The 13,417-nt window shown below is 69.3% G+C and carries 12 protein-coding genes; 6 read left to right on the top strand and 6 right to left on the bottom strand.

Annotated features, from left to right (window positions below):
- Positions 1 to 30: 30 nt before the first annotated feature.
- Positions 31 to 906: a TrmB family transcriptional regulator gene (locus tag HCT63_RS13895; protein ID WP_167005862.1), complete on the top strand. Its 876-nt coding sequence runs from the start codon at positions 31 to 33 to the stop codon at positions 904 to 906.
- 87 nt (positions 907 to 993) lie between these two features.
- Positions 994 to 1,209, top strand: a complete 216-nt coding sequence (locus HCT63_RS13890) for a (4Fe-4S)-binding protein (RefSeq protein ID WP_167005859.1) — start codon at positions 994 to 996, stop codon at positions 1,207 to 1,209.
- A gap of 10 nt (positions 1,210 to 1,219) precedes the next feature.
- On the opposite strand, the gene HCT63_RS13885 is transcribed toward HCT63_RS13890, so the two are convergent.
- Positions 1,220 to 2,224: an amidohydrolase family protein gene (locus HCT63_RS13885; RefSeq protein ID WP_167005856.1), complete on the bottom strand. Its 1,005-nt coding sequence runs from the start codon at positions 2,222 to 2,224 to the stop codon at positions 1,220 to 1,222.
- Positions 2,225 to 2,366: 142 nt separating this feature from the next.
- Between HCT63_RS13885 and HCT63_RS13880 the strand changes: the two genes are divergently transcribed.
- From HCT63_RS13880 to HCT63_RS13865, 4 genes are read left to right on the top strand one after another with little or no spacing between them, the layout of a single operon-like run.
- Positions 2,367 to 3,563 carry a cytochrome P450 gene (locus HCT63_RS13880; protein WP_167005853.1) on the top strand — a complete coding sequence of 399 codons (1,197 nt, stop codon included), beginning with the start codon at positions 2,367 to 2,369 and terminating at the stop codon, positions 3,561 to 3,563.
- Between the two features lie 40 nt (positions 3,564 to 3,603).
- On the top strand, positions 3,604 to 4,365 hold the full coding sequence (locus HCT63_RS13875) for an SDR family NAD(P)-dependent oxidoreductase (protein ID WP_167005850.1): 762 nt from the start codon (positions 3,604 to 3,606) through the stop codon (positions 4,363 to 4,365).
- Complete coding sequence (locus HCT63_RS13870) at positions 4,362 to 5,123, top strand: SDR family oxidoreductase (RefSeq protein ID WP_167005848.1); 762 nt, start codon at positions 4,362 to 4,364, stop codon at positions 5,121 to 5,123. Before HCT63_RS13875 ends, HCT63_RS13870 begins: the two co-directional genes overlap by 4 nt.
- Before the next feature lie 17 nt (positions 5,124 to 5,140).
- Positions 5,141 to 6,499, top strand: a complete 1,359-nt coding sequence (locus HCT63_RS13865) for an amidohydrolase family protein (RefSeq protein ID WP_167005846.1) — start codon at positions 5,141 to 5,143, stop codon at positions 6,497 to 6,499.
- Positions 6,500 to 6,509: 10 nt separating this feature from the next.
- Here HCT63_RS13865 and HCT63_RS13860 read toward each other — a convergent pair whose 3' ends face one another.
- The 5 genes from HCT63_RS13860 to HCT63_RS13840 all read right to left on the bottom strand — a co-directional run bounded on the left by HCT63_RS13860 (position 6,510) and on the right by HCT63_RS13840 (position 13,406).
- Positions 6,510 to 7,328, bottom strand: a complete 819-nt coding sequence (locus tag HCT63_RS13860) for a xanthine dehydrogenase family protein subunit M (protein WP_167005844.1) — start codon at positions 7,326 to 7,328, stop codon at positions 6,510 to 6,512.
- Positions 7,325 to 7,837 (bottom strand): (2Fe-2S)-binding protein, encoded by a 513-nt coding sequence (locus HCT63_RS13855; protein ID WP_167005842.1) that lies wholly within the window; start codon positions 7,835 to 7,837, stop codon positions 7,325 to 7,327. Before HCT63_RS13855 ends, HCT63_RS13860 begins: the two co-directional genes overlap by 4 nt.
- A complete protein-coding gene (locus tag HCT63_RS13850) occupies positions 7,834 to 10,161 on the bottom strand; it encodes a xanthine dehydrogenase family protein molybdopterin-binding subunit (protein WP_167005839.1) in 2,328 nt (775 codons plus the stop codon). The genes HCT63_RS13855 and HCT63_RS13850 overlap by 4 nt, the downstream gene beginning before the upstream one ends.
- A 273-nt stretch (positions 10,162 to 10,434) precedes the next feature.
- Positions 10,435 to 11,511 carry a 2-oxoacid:ferredoxin oxidoreductase subunit beta gene (locus HCT63_RS13845; protein ID WP_167005836.1) on the bottom strand — a complete coding sequence of 359 codons (1,077 nt, stop codon included), beginning with the start codon at positions 11,509 to 11,511 and terminating at the stop codon, positions 10,435 to 10,437.
- A complete protein-coding gene (locus HCT63_RS13840; RefSeq protein ID WP_167005833.1) occupies positions 11,508 to 13,406 on the bottom strand; it encodes a 2-oxoacid:acceptor oxidoreductase subunit alpha in 1,899 nt (632 codons plus the stop codon). The genes HCT63_RS13845 and HCT63_RS13840 overlap by 4 nt, the downstream gene beginning before the upstream one ends.
- Between the last annotated feature and the right edge of the window lie 11 nt (positions 13,407 to 13,417).

Genomic DNA, 13,417 nt, shown 5'->3' with positions numbered 1-13,417 from the left:
ATTCCAGTCAAGGCGAAAGGCTCCTCCTAGATGACCCAGGAAACCGTCATCGCCGAGCTGCAGCGGCTAGGCATGTCCGGCTACGAGGCCAAGGCGTACATCGCGCTGGTGGCGGCTGGCGCCCCGCTCAACGGGTACGAGGTGGCCAAGCGATCTGGTGTCCCGCGCAGCACCGTGTACGAGACGCTCAACAAGCTCTGCACGCGCGGCGCCGCGTACGAGGTGCGCACGGGCGACGACAACGTCGGCTACCTCTCGTTGCCGCCCACCTCGCTGCTCGACAGGCTGCGCCGGGACTTCGAGAGCTCGATCGAGGTCCTCAGCGCGCAGCTCCCCGAGATCACGGCCCCGCCCGAGGTTCGGTTGCTGCACGGTCTGGACAGCCAGCCCGGACTGGTGCTCCGTGCCCAGGACGTGGTTGCCGCTGCTCGTCACGATCTCTTCGTCTCCGGCTGGCCGTCCGAGATCGAGACCCTGAAGGACCTGATGAAGGAGGCGGCCGGGCGCGGTGTCGAGGTCTCGGTGGTCAGCTTCGGCCGCGACTCGGACCCGGTCGGCAGCACGACCGAGCACCGCTACTCGGAGCCGGACGTCGTCCTGGAGAACCTGGGGTGCCGGCTTCTGGTGGTGGCGGCCGATCGCAACCAGGCCGTGATCGGGGGCCTGACAGAGCGCGGCGCGTGGGGTGTCTACACCGACGACCCGGCCGTGGTTCTCGTCGCCGTCGAGTTCGTCAGGCATGACATCGCAATGCATCTGGTCGTCGACCGTCTCCTCGACCCCGCGGCCTTCGAGGAGTTCTGGGTGAACGACGACGCGATCAAACGCCTGCGCGCCGACCACGGTGCCGCAGCCGAGGTCCTGCGACAGACCTACCGCCATTCGCAGCACGGCCGAGGAGCCTGACGGCGTCCTTCCTGAGATCTGGCCAGCATCCTCTTGACGTTATAGAACTAACGACTAATGATGTGGCGAGAGACGACGGAGGGCACGATGGCGTACAGGGTCGAGGTCGACCAGGACCTCTGCATGAGTTCTGGCAAGTGCGTCGCGGACACGCCGCAGGTCTTCGCTTTCGATGAGGACGAGATCGCCGAGGTCCGCGCCGAGCCGGGTGAGGTGTCCGACGAGAAGCTGGTCGAGATCGCTCGCCACTGCCCGTCCGGTGCGATCCGTCTCCTCGAGGGCGACCGCGAGGTCCTCGTCTGACCCAAGGTGGTCACAGGCGCAGGAGCCTCGTGGCGTTGCGGGACAGGGCGTCGGCGAGCTTGCCGGGCTCGGGGGCCTCGGCGCCGTCCCATCCGGCGAAGTTGGTGCCGAACACGAGGTGGTCCGTCCCGACCGCATCGATGAGGCATGCGAGCGCACGGTCGCTGTGGACGTGAGTGTCGAACCACAGCCTGCGCAGCTGGCGCTCGAAGCCGCCGTCCGCGAGGTCGGGTGCGGCCCAGGGGCGCCGCCGCGCCGCGCTTGCCAGCCGGCCGGCCAGCAGCGCGGTCGCGCCGCCGCCATGGGAGACACAGACGTCGAGGCCGGGATGTCGATCGAGCACACCGCCCAGGATCAGGGTGGACACCGCCAGCGTCTCGTCGTACGCGAAACCCACGAGGAGGTCGAGGTCGAAACGGCGCAGTCGACGGTCAGCCGGAGGGCCCTCGGGGCCGAGGGGGCTGGGGTGCAGGAACAGTGGCACATCGAGCTCGACGAGGGTCTCGTAGAACGGGTCCATCGCGGGGTCGTCGAGGGCGCGGAGGGGATCGGTGTCGATGGCGGCTGACACCAGTCCGAGGTCGCTGACCGCTCGCCGGAGCTCGGCCACTGCGGCGTCGACGTCTTGCAGAGGGAGCTGCGCCGCACCGCACAGGCGGTCGCGGTGGTCGCCGACGACCGTGGCGAGAGCGTCGTTGTGCTTGCGGCAGTAGGTCACCGCGTCGTGGACGGCGAGGTCGCCGAAGTAGGTCAGCGGGTTGGGCGACAGCATCTGCAGGTCGATGCCGACCTCGTCCATCCGCGCGATCCGCAGGTCCGGGTCCATGAACGGGCTGTCGCGATAGCGGACGCCGTGCAAGACGTATCCACCGACGCGGTACCACGGTTGATCCGGGTCGGCGCTGAGCTCGGGACCTGCATCGCCGGCCGCTCCGAGCGTCTCGGCGAGGACCGCGTGGGCGTGGACATCGATGACGCGGAGGGTGTCGTTCTCACCACGGGGAACGGGACTCATCTCGGCCTCCGGTAGTCGCGCGTATCGTCACGACGTCCACCCTAGAGGCTGGACAGGCGGCGCCGCCGTTCCTATAGTCGTTAGGGCTACCACCACGTACGATACGGGAGGTTCAGTGAACATCGGCGGGTGCCCCGGGTCGGTGACCTCCTGCGATCTGACGGGCTACCAGGAGGTCTGGGACGCGCTTCGGCAACGCGACCTGCGCCAGGCCCTGTACGACGTGGGCGGGGTGGTCATGGCCGACTGCCTGCTCGATCTGCACGGCGCCGACCACCAGGCCCGGCGCAGACTCGAGAACCGACTTTTCCGTCGGGGAACGTTCCGCTGGTGGGAAGCCGAGCTCGTCCCCGCGATCATCGCCGGTGCGATCGCTCCGTACGTGGCCGCGGGCGGGGCTGACCTCATCGAGCTCGGTTACCGCACCACCATCAACCTGACCGCCCAGGTCGCGGGCATCGACCGGCCCCTCGGCACCCCGGCTGAGACCGACGCCCTGCAGGACTTCGCGGTGAGGTTCAGCGAGGGCGCCGTGCTCGTGCACTCGACGCGAGACCACCGTGAGGTCGAGGCCGAGGTCGCAGACGCTCTGGACCGTTTCGACGAGATGTTCCTGCAGCCGTCGATCGCGCGACGTCGCCAGCTCATCGCCCGCCATGCCGCTGGCGAGATCACCGATGCGGACCTGCCGTCCGACGTGCTCACAGCGCTCCTGCGCAACCTCGACGCGCTCGAGCTGACGCCGGACGTCGTACGCCGCGAGGTTGCGTTCTACCTGCAGGCCGGGTCGCACAGCACCGCCGACGCGTTCGCACACTCGGCTGACGAGATCTTCGGCTGGCTCGAGCGCAACCCAGAGCATGCCGACAGGCTGAGCAGCGACGTGTTCCTCCAGCGCTGCGTTCACGAGACCTTCAGGCTGCACCCGGCCAGCCCGGTCGCCTCGAGGCGCGCGCTCGCCGAGGTCACGCTGCGAGACGGTCGCCAGATCCCGGCGGGTGCCTCGGTCCAGCTGGACCTGCGGGCGGCCAACCGCGACGTCGAGGTCTTCGGTTCGGACTCCGCCTCGTTCGACCCCGACCGACCGATCCCCGTCGGTGTGCAGCCCTGGGGGCACACCTTCGGCGGCGGGATGCACGCGTGCATCGGCATGGAGCTCGACGGCGGCACGGTGTGGCGCGACGACGCCCCGTCGGACCACGTCCTCGGGACCGTGCCGCTGATGGTGCGCGCACTGCTCGACCACGGCGCCCGTCCCGACCCGGACCGCCCTGCGACCAAGGATCCGCACTCGGCGCGTGACCACTTCAGCGCGTACCCCGTGGTCTTCGGCCGATGAGCCGGCCCACGCGACACCCCAGCGACAGGAGACGCACGCGATGAACTGGGCTGTAGTGACCGGCGCAGCCAAAGGGATCGGCGCCGTCATCTCCGAGCACGCCGTTAAGGCGGGCTATCTCGTCTCTGCGTGGGACGTCGACGCCGATGCCGTTCGCCGACTGGCCGATCGCGTGGACGGGGTGACGCCGTGCGTCGTCGACGTCACCGACGAGGTCGCGGTGAACGACGCGATGGCGGCTCTCCCCGAACCGCCCGCGCTGGTGGTCAACAACGCGGGTATGGTCCGCTTCGGGCCGCTGCTCGACCTCGCACTCGAGGACTGGAACGCCGCGCTGCAGCTCAACCTCACCGGCACGTTCCTGGTGGGGCGCGCCGCCGCGAGACGGATGAGCGACATCGGCGGCAGCATCATCAACCTCGCCTCGATCAACGGGGTCGCTGCCGCTCCGAACGCCGGCTCCTACACGGCGAGCAAGGGAGCGGTCATCCGGCTCACCGAGCAGATGGCCATGGAGTGGGCGAGTCGTGGGATCCGGGTCAACACGGTCGCACCCGGTCTCATCGATGCGGGCATGTCCGAGCCGATCTACGCCGATCCCGACGCGCGCCGGCAGCGGACGTCGCACGTGCCGACCGGCCGCCTCGGGACGGCCGAGGACGTCGCCGACACCGTGATGTTCCTGGCCTCGGAGAAGGCGTCGTACATCACGGGTCAGAACCTCGTCGTGGACGGTGGCCTCACCAAGGCGGTCCTTGCCGGCCTGGCGCGGCCACGGTCGGTGGACGGAGGTCCGCGATGAGACCGGTCAAGGGAGCCTCGGTGATCGTCACCGGAGGCGGCTCCGGGATCGGTGCCGGAGTCGCGCGGCACCTCGTCGAGCACGGCGCGCGGGTCACGATCGCCGGGCGCCGCAAGGCGAAGGTCGAGGAGGTTGCCGCGTCGCTGGGTCCTCGGTGCGTGGCCGTCCAGGCGGACGTGACATCGACAGCAGACCGGGCCCGCCTCGTCGAGGTCGCGGTGAGCCATGGCGGCGGGATCGACGCGCTGGTGAACGCGGCGGGCAACATGTATCGCGGCCCGCTCGACGACCTCGACGAGCACGAGACCCTCGCGTTGTTCCACACCAACGTCGTCGGCCCCATGCAGCTGGTCCGCGACTGCCTGAGCCACCTGCGGGCGAGCCACGGGTCGGTCGTGTTCTTCGGCTCGGCGCACACGCAGCGCGCGTTCCCCGGGGCATCGCCGTACGCCGCGACCAAGGGGGCGCTCGAGACGCTCACGGGCGTTCTCGCTGCGGAGCTGGGGCCGCAGGGGATCCGTGTGAACTGCCTGCGGCCCGGTGCGGTCTTCACCGAGCTCAACCAGCGGGCCGGGCTGTCCGACGACGCCTCCGCGCTTGCGCGGCTCAACGGGCTCGCCCCGGCGCACGCGCTCGGACGGATCGGGACGGTCGAGGAGATGGCCGAGGCCGTCGAGTACCTCGTCCGCGCGGAGTGGACCACCGGGAGCATCCTGACTGCTGACGGCGGCCTCGTCCTCGGCGTCACGAACGCCTAGCCGAGAGGGAGAGTGGCATGACTGACCTGCTGATCGAGGGAGGGACGCTCGTCGACGGGACGGGAGCCGAGCCCGTCCCGAACGTGGCGATCCTCGTCTCGGGGGACCGCATCACCGCGATGGGGCAGCACGCTTTCGACGCGTGCCGCGAGCGGAGCGACGTCGAGCGGATCGACGCCACCGGCAAGACCGTGATGCCGGGACTGATCGACGCGCACACCCACCTGACGTTCGGGGAGCCGACCGGCAACGACGAGCTCTTCTACCACCGCACCGAGGCGTACAGCTCGATGCTCACGGCCTACAACGCGCGCAAGGTGCTGCGGGCCGGGGTGACAGGGGTCCTCGATGCCGACTGCCTGTGGAACATCGGGGTCGAGCTCCGAGACGCCATCGAGGCAGGCATCGTCGAGGGGCCGCGGGTCGCCTCCGGCGGGAACGCCTTGATGACGTCGGTCGGGGGCACCGCCGGACGCCTCATCAAGGACGAGGGACGGACCGGGTACGCCACGGTGGTGCAGGACCGCAGCGTGATGGTGAGCGAGATCCGGCGCCAGATCAAGCACGGAGTCGACTGGATCAAAGTGCACGTGACCGGGGTGATCCCCTCCCACAAGGGCCCCGAGATGAAGGTCTGGACCTTCGACGAGCTCAAGACCGTCTGCGACACCGCGCACGACCTCAACACGCGGGTCGTCGGCCACGCGCGCAACTCGCTCAGCACCAAGGAGTCGGCCGAGGCCGGGATGGACCTGATCTACCACTGCTCGTATATGGACGACGACGCGTTGCAGGCCGTGATCGACAACGGCTCGGCGATCTGCCCGACGTTCACGCTGCTGGGCAACCTCGCCGACTACGGCACCAAGATCGGGACCGCCCCTGAGCTGCTTGACCTCTTCCGGGCCGAGATCGACGCCACGGGTGAGATGGTCCACAAGGCGCACCGGGCCGGCGTGAAGGTCCTGGCGGGCTCCGAGACCGGATTCGCCGTCACTCCAGTGGGGGAGTGGCACGCTCGCGAGCTCGAGATGCTCGTCGAGTACGCCGGCCTGACGCCGATGGAGGCGATCGTGGCCGCGACGGGCAACGGTGCGCTCGCGATGCGCCTCGAGGGTGAGGTCGGCACTCTCCAAGAGGGGTGGCTGGCCGATGTCGTCGTCTTCGACGGCGACCCTCTGCGCGACGTTCGCCTGCTCGCGGACAAGACGCGCTTCGCCGAGGTCATCAGTCGAGGGAAGCGGATCGACATCACGACACCGATCCCCGAGCGCAAAGTCCGCGCGTCCGAGCAGGTGCGCTTCCTGGCGGCGTGCCCGCTCACCCAGTCCTTGGCGCTCAGCGAGGACGACCTGGTCGCGCTCTCGCTTGCCTGAGGGGTGGCGCTCAAACCACCTCCGCGAGGGCGCGAGCCGTCATCACCCGTGCGAGGTGACGGCGGTACGTCGCGTCGGCCCGAAGGTCCTTCGAGGGTGCGGTGCCCACGTCGGCCAGCGCAGCGGCGTCGGCGATGCCTGCGCCGTTCGTGAGGGCTTCCTCGACGGCGCGCGCCCGCACCGGGGTCGCGGCCATGTTGACCAGGGCCACCCTCGGCGAAGTGCCACCGACGGCCGCGACGCCGACGATCGCCCAGTCCTGCGCACGCTGATGGAACTTTACGAAGCTGACCGGAAGGTCGACGCTGCTCGGCACGGTGATCATCGTCAGGACCTCGTCGGGTTCGATGGCGGTCTGCCAGAAGTCGACGAAGAAGTCCGAGATCGCGACCTCGCGAGTCCCACGAGGACCCCGCAGCGTGACCGTGGCATCGAGCGCGAGCAGGGCCGCCGCGAGGTCGGCAGCGGGGTCGGCGTGGACGACCGACCCGCCGATCGTCCCGCGGGCACGGACCTGAGGATCGCCGATCGTCGCCGCAGCCTTCGCCAGCAGGGGCGCCATCCGTGCGACGTCAGGGTCGTTCTCGAGCTCCCGGTGCCGGGTGGCGGCACCGATGAGGAGTCGGTCCCCATCGGCCCGGATGCCGCGCAGCTCCGACAGCGTACGGATGTCGACGAGCGTCGTCGGATTGGCTAGCCGGAGCTTCATCAGCGGCAGCAGGGAGTGGCCACCGCAGAGCAGCTTCGCCTCGTCACCGTGCTCGACGAGGAGATCGAGCGCGTGGTCGACCGACGATGCGCGGCGGTAGGAGAACGGGCTCGGGATCATGAGGACGCGCCCTCTCGCTCAGCGGTTGCGACTGCGCCTGGTCCGCCGTTCTCGGCCGCCCAGCGCACGGACTCCACGATCATCTGGTAGCCGGTGCACCTACAGAGGTTGCCCTGCAGGCCGGTGCGGATCTCGTCGGGCGCAGGGTCGGGGTCGTCGAGCAGGAGCCCGGTCGCGGCCATCACCATCCCCGGGGTGCAGTAGCCGCACTGAAGTCCGTGGCACTCGCGGAAGCCCTGTTGTACGGGGGTGAGGGAGTCCCCGCCGCCGCCGAGTCCCTCGATGGTCAGGATCGAGGCGTCTGCAGCCGCGACGGTGAGGATGGTGCACGACTTCACTGCCTCGCCGTCTACGAGCACCGTGCAGGCGCCGCAGTTGGACGAGTCGCAGCCGACGTGGGTCCCGGTGAGCCCGAGGTCTTCGCGCAGGAAGTGCACGAGCAGCTGCCGTGCCTCGACGGTCGCGGTGACCGACGTCCCGTTGACCGTCAGCTCGACGTCGTGTTTCATGCTTCCTCCTGCAGGTCGGGGTTGATCGCGCGCCACACCTTCAACGGCGTCAGGGGCATGTCGAGCGTGCGGATCCCGAGATGGCTGACGGCATCGACCACGGCGTTCACGACCGCCTGCGGCGCGGCGGTGGCGCCGGCCTCGCCGAGTCCCTTGGCTCCCAGAGAGTTGCCGGTGGTCGGGACTTCCAGATGGAAGGTCTCGAGGTCGGGCATGTCGGCGGCGGACGGGACCGAGTAGTCGACCAGGGTCGAGGTGACCGGCTGCGCCCCCTCACCGAACGTGACCTCCTCGAGAAGTGCCTGTGCGATGCCCTGAACCACGCCGCCGTGCACCTGTCCACGCGCGAGCAGAGGGTTGATCACCACCCCGCAGTCGTCGACCGCGACGTAGCGGAGGATCGAGACCTCTCCGGTCGCGCGGTCGATCTCCACGAGGCACCCGTGGGCGCCGCTGGGGTAGGAGAGGTTCGTGGGCTCGTGGTAGCTGACGAACTCCAGCCCGACCTCGCTGCCCTCGGCCAGCTTATGAGGCTTGTACGCCGTCATGGCGACATCACCGAGCTGAACGCTCGAACCGGGGACCCCCTTGACCGCGAAGACACCGTCGTGAAGCTCGATGTCGTCGACCGAGGCCTCGAGCATGTGCGCCGCGACCTCGACCAGGCGCTCTCTCAGCTTGCGGCTCGCCATCTGCACGGCCGGGCCGGCCACCGGAACCGCGCGGCTGCCCATGGTGCCGATGCTCTCCTGGATCGCGGCGGTGTCCCCGTGCTCGACGACGATCCGGTCGAACGCGAGCCCTCCGAGCTCGTCGGCGGCGATCTGGGCGAACACCGTCTCGTGGCCCTGGCCGTGCGGGCTGGTGCCGACGCCGAGGAGCACCGAGCCGTCCGGGTTCATCCGGACCTTCGCCGACTCCCAGCCGCCGACGTATCCGAACTGCTCGAAGAACGCCGACGGCCCGAAGCCGGCCATCTCGACGAAGACCGAGAGCCCCACGCCCAGCAGCGGGGCTTCGGGGTCCTGGCGCCGTACCTCCTGCTCGCGGCGGACGCCTTCGTAGTCCAGCTTCTCGAGGAGCATCTCGAGGAGGCGTGGGTAGTCGCTCTCGTCGTAGACCACGATCGGGAACTGCGTGGGATAGGGCATCTCCTCGGGCTGGATGAGGTTGCGGCGGCGGAACTCCGCCGGGTCGATCCCCAGATCGCCGGCGGCGACGTCGACGAGGCGTTCGATGAGGTAGGCCGCCTCAGGTCGGCCGGCCCCTCGATAGGCGGCGACGGGCGTCGTGTTTGTGGTGACGCTGCGGAAGGACGCGCCGATCTTCGGGATCTTGTAGCAGCCGCCGGCCATGAACGAGGTCAAGGTGGGGAGCCCGCTCCCGGTGACGTCGGGCCACGCCCCGCAGTCCTGGATGATCTTGACCTGCAGCGCCAGGATCTTGCCCTCGTCGTCGTAGGCGAGGCAAAGATCGTGGGTCTGCGCACGACCGTGGGTCATCGCGACCATGTTCTCGCTGCGCGTCTCGACGTACTTCACCGGTCGTCCCAGCCGTCGTGACAGCTCGAGGGTCAAGAGGTACTCGGGATAGAACGAGGCCTTCGACCCGAAGGCGCCGCCGACGTCCGGCGCGACCACGCGCATCTGCTGCTGGGACAGCCCGAACATCTCGCACAGCTCGTTGCGGATCGGGTGCGGCGCCTGGACGGTCGCCCACAGGGTCGCCCCTCGCGCTGACCAGTCGGCGACGCAACCGATCGGCTCGATCGGCACCGGAGCGACGCGCTGGTTGACGAGGTGGAGCCGGGACACGTGGGGAGCGGCGTCGATCTCGGCCTGCGCGTCGTCCTCGGTCAACGCCATCTCGATCACCACGTTGCTGGCCTGTCCCGGAACGATCGGGGCTGCGCCCGAGGACATCGCCTCCCCGATCGTGGTCAGGACCGGCAGCGGGTCGTAGTCGATCTGGACCTTCTCGGCGGCATCGACCGCTCGGGCGCGATCGGTTGCCACGACCACCGCGACCGGCTCGCCGACGAACCTGACGGCATCCTTCGCGAGCGGGTACCGCTCCATCGTCGGCACGGAGCGGATGGCGGGGAGGTCGGCGAGATCAGCGGCCGTCCACACCCCGAGCACCCCCGGCATCGCCCGCGCCTCGGTGGTGTCGATGGCGAGGATCGTGGCGTGGGCGGCCTGGCTGCGGACGTAGACCATCGTGGTCATCCCCGGCAACACGATGTCGTCGACGAACCGACCACTCCCCGTCAGCAACGGCAGGTCTTCTGACCGTCGAACCGGACTTCCGACTAGTGGCGCCACGAGACCCTCTTCTCTGTCGTACGGGGGGAAGGTCGTGTACGAGCACCTCGCCGCTGTGTCCTGGATCACACTGTGGAGATGTCAGGGAGAGAAATCAAGGCTTTTTGAAGAAATAGTCGTTTGTTGGGACACGACGCTTTTTGTGCTGCAGTGCAAGCGTGTTGGACCGGGCTACGCCAAGGCGTCGTTCCGGCTCTTGCTACCAGGCCGTGCCAAGCACCCGGACATGCGGACGGGCCCCCGACCGCGGTCGGGGGCCCGTCTGCATTTCTGTCAGGCGATGGTCCAGGTGTCGCTGCCGGTGAGGAGCTTCTGGAGGTCGCCCGGGCCCTGGGCCTCGGCGGCCGCCGCGAGCTGCGCGCGCGCCTGGTCGTCGTACGTCGGGCGCTCGACCTGGCGGAAGATCCCGACCGGTGCGCGGTCGAGGTAGCCCCCGTCGGTGAGACGGCTGATCGCGAAGGCCAGCGAGGGGTCCTCGGCGTGCGCGTCGTGGACCAGCAGGCTGTCGCGGGTGGTCTCGTCGACCTCGACCACCGAGACCGCGCCCGAGGCAGGGTCGCGGACCAGGCCGTGCTCGCCCTCGGGACCGAACGTGATCGCCTTGCCGTGCTCGAGCCGGATGACCGCGTGGTCCTTGGTCGCCGGGTCCTTGATCGCGTCGAACGCGCCGTCGTTGAAGATCGGGCAGTTCTGGTAGATCTCGACCAGCGCCGTCCCGCGGTGGGCGGCTGCCTCGCGCAGCACACCGGTGAGGTGGTTGCGGTCGGTGTCGATGGTCCGCGCCACGAACGACGCCTCGGCGCCGAGCGCCAGGCTGATCGGGTTGAACGGGGTGTCGAGCGAGCCCATCGGCGTCGACTTCGTGACCTTGCCCGGCTCCGAGGTCGGGGAGTACTGACCCTTGGTGAGGCCGTAGATCCGGTTGTTGAACAGCAGGATCGTCATGTTGACATTGCGGCGCAGTGCGTGGATCAGGTGGTTGCCGCCGATCGACAGCGCGTCGCCGTCACCGGTGACGACCCACACCGACAGGTCGTCGCGCGACGTCGCCAGGCCCGTCGCGATCGCCGGCGCACGGCCGTGGATCGAGTGCATGCCGTACGTGTCGAGGTAGTACGGGAAGCGCGACGAGCAGCCGATGCCCGAGACGAAGACGATGTTCTCGCGCTTGAGACCCAGATCGGGCAGGAACCCCTGGACGGCCTTGAGCACGGCGTAGTCGCCGCACCCGGGGCACCAGCGGACCTCCTGATCGCTGGTGAACTCCTTGCCGGTCTGCTTCAGGTCCGTCGTCGGGATCCCGGCGAGGCCCTCGCGGGCGAGGGTGGGGGGAGGCAGGTCGATGCTCATCGGTGGTTCTCCTGGCTGGGACGGTCCAGGCTCGGCGTGTCGAGCGACTTGACGGCTTGCGCGATGACCTCGGCGAGCTCCTCCGAGCCGAACGGCATGCCGGTCACCTTGTCGTACCCCTGGATGTCGACCAGGTACTGCGCGCGCAACAGCAGCGCGAGCTGGCCGAGGTTCATCTCCGGCACGATCACCTGGTCGTACGCGCGGAGCACCTCGCCGAGGTTGCGGGGGAACGGGTTGAGGTGGCGCAGGTGGGTGTGGGCGACGTCGATGCCCTGCGCCCGCGCGGAGCGGACTCCGGCACCGATCGGCCCGTACGTGGAGCCCCACCCGAGGACGAGGACGCGTGCGTCTCCCGTCGGGTCGTCGACGACGAGGTCGGGGATGGAGTCGGCCACGCGCGCCACCTTGGCGGCGCGGTGCCGGACCATGCGGTCGTGGTTGGCCGGGTCGTACGAGATGTTGCCGGTGCCGTCGGCCTTCTCGATGCCGCCGATGCGGTGCTCGAGGCCCGCGACCCCGGGCGGTGCCCATGCGGGGGCGTGGGTCTCCGGGTCGCGCGCGTACGGCATGAAGGTCTCGCCCTCGCCGGGTGCGGTGGCGAAGCCGGGCTCGATGCGGGGGAGCGTCGAGGCGTCGGGGATCTGCCACGGCTCGGAGCCGTTGGCCAGGTAGCCGTCGGAGAGCAGGATCACCGGTGTGCGGTAGGTGACGGCGATCCGGGCCGCCTCCAGCGCAGCGTCGAAGCAGTCGGCAGGGGACTGCGGAGCGATCACCGGCAGGGGAGCCTCGCCGTTGCGGCCGAACATCGCCTGCAGCAGGTCGGACTGCTCGGTCTTGGTCGGCAGGCCCGTCGAGGGGCCGCCACGCTGGACGTCGACGACCAGCAGCGGCAGCTCGATCATGACGGCGAGGCCGATGGTCTCCGACTTCAGCGAGATGCCGGGGCCGGAGGTCGTGGTGACACCGAGCGCTCCGCCGAACGATGCGCCGAGGGCGGCGCCGATGCCGGCGATCTCGTCCTCGGCCTGGAACGTCGTGACACCGAACGCCTTGTGCTTGGACAGTTCGTGCAAGATGTCGCTGGCCGGCGTGATCGGGTACGCGCCGAGGAACACCGGTAGCCCGGACTGCTGGCCCGCGGCCACGATCCCGTACGACAGGGCGGTGTTGCCCGTGATGTTGCGGTAACGGCCCTGCGGCATCGGCGCGGGCTTGATCTCGTACGAGACGGCGAAGGCCTCGGTGGTCTCGCCGAAGTTCCAGCCGGCCTTGAACGCGGCCAGGTTGGCGTCGCGGATCGCAGGCTTGCTGGCGAACTTCTTCTCGAGGTAGGTGGTCGTGCCCTCGGTCGGGCGGCCGTACATCCACGAGAGGAGGCCCAGCGCGAACATGTTCTTCGCGCGGGCGGCGTCCTTGCGTCCGAGCCCGAACTCCGAGACCGCCTCGACCGCCATGCCGGTGAGGTCGACGGGGTGCACCTGGTAGTCGGCCAGGGAGTCGTCGTCGAGCGGCGAGGAGGTGTATCCGGCCTTCACGAGGTTGCGGCTGGTGAAGTCGTGGCTGTCGACGATCACGATCCCGCCGGGGCGCAGCGCGTCGATGTTCGCGGCGAGCGCAGCGGGGTTCATCGCGACGAGCACGTCGGGACGGTCACCGGGGGTGAGGATGTCGTGGTCGGCGAAGTGCACCTGGAACGACGAGACTCCGGGAAGCGTGCCCTGGGGGGCGCGGATCTCGGCCGGGAAGTTGGGGAGGGTCGAGAGATCGTTGCCGAAAGCTGCGGTCTCCTGGGTGAAGCGGTCACCCGTCAGCTGCATGCCGTCGCCCGAGTCGCCCGCGAACCGGATGACCACCCGATCCAGCTGTTCGACCTGCTTGCCGTCGATCGCCAAGGCTTGGGGCC

Source organism: Mumia sp. ZJ430 (assembly GCF_011751845.1).
Classification (GTDB): domain Bacteria; phylum Actinomycetota; class Actinomycetes; order Propionibacteriales; family Nocardioidaceae; genus Mumia.
The sequence above is the reverse complement of the archived record's forward strand: the minus strand, read 5'-3'. Positions and strand labels throughout refer to the sequence as shown.

Coding starts and splice junctions, on each gene's coding strand:
- HCT63_RS13860 (WP_167005844.1), bottom strand. CDS start 7,328: ATGATCCCGAGCCCGTTCTCCTACCGCCGCGCATCGTCGGTCGACCAC.
- HCT63_RS13890 (WP_167005859.1), top strand. CDS start 994: ATGGCGTACAGGGTCGAGGTCGACCAGGACCTCTGCATGAGTTCTGGC.
- HCT63_RS13870 (WP_167005848.1), top strand. CDS start 4,362: ATGAGACCGGTCAAGGGAGCCTCGGTGATCGTCACCGGAGGCGGCTCC.
- HCT63_RS13875 (WP_167005850.1), top strand. CDS start 3,604: ATGAACTGGGCTGTAGTGACCGGCGCAGCCAAAGGGATCGGCGCCGTC.
- HCT63_RS13855 (WP_167005842.1), bottom strand. CDS start 7,837: ATGAAACACGACGTCGAGCTGACGGTCAACGGGACGTCGGTCACCGCG.
- HCT63_RS13865 (WP_167005846.1), top strand. CDS start 5,141: ATGACTGACCTGCTGATCGAGGGAGGGACGCTCGTCGACGGGACGGGA.
- HCT63_RS13895 (WP_167005862.1), top strand. CDS start 31: ATGACCCAGGAAACCGTCATCGCCGAGCTGCAGCGGCTAGGCATGTCC.
- HCT63_RS13885 (WP_167005856.1), bottom strand. CDS start 2,224: ATGAGTCCCGTTCCCCGTGGTGAGAACGACACCCTCCGCGTCATCGAT.
- HCT63_RS13845 (WP_167005836.1), bottom strand. CDS start 11,511: ATGAGCATCGACCTGCCTCCCCCCACCCTCGCCCGCGAGGGCCTCGCC.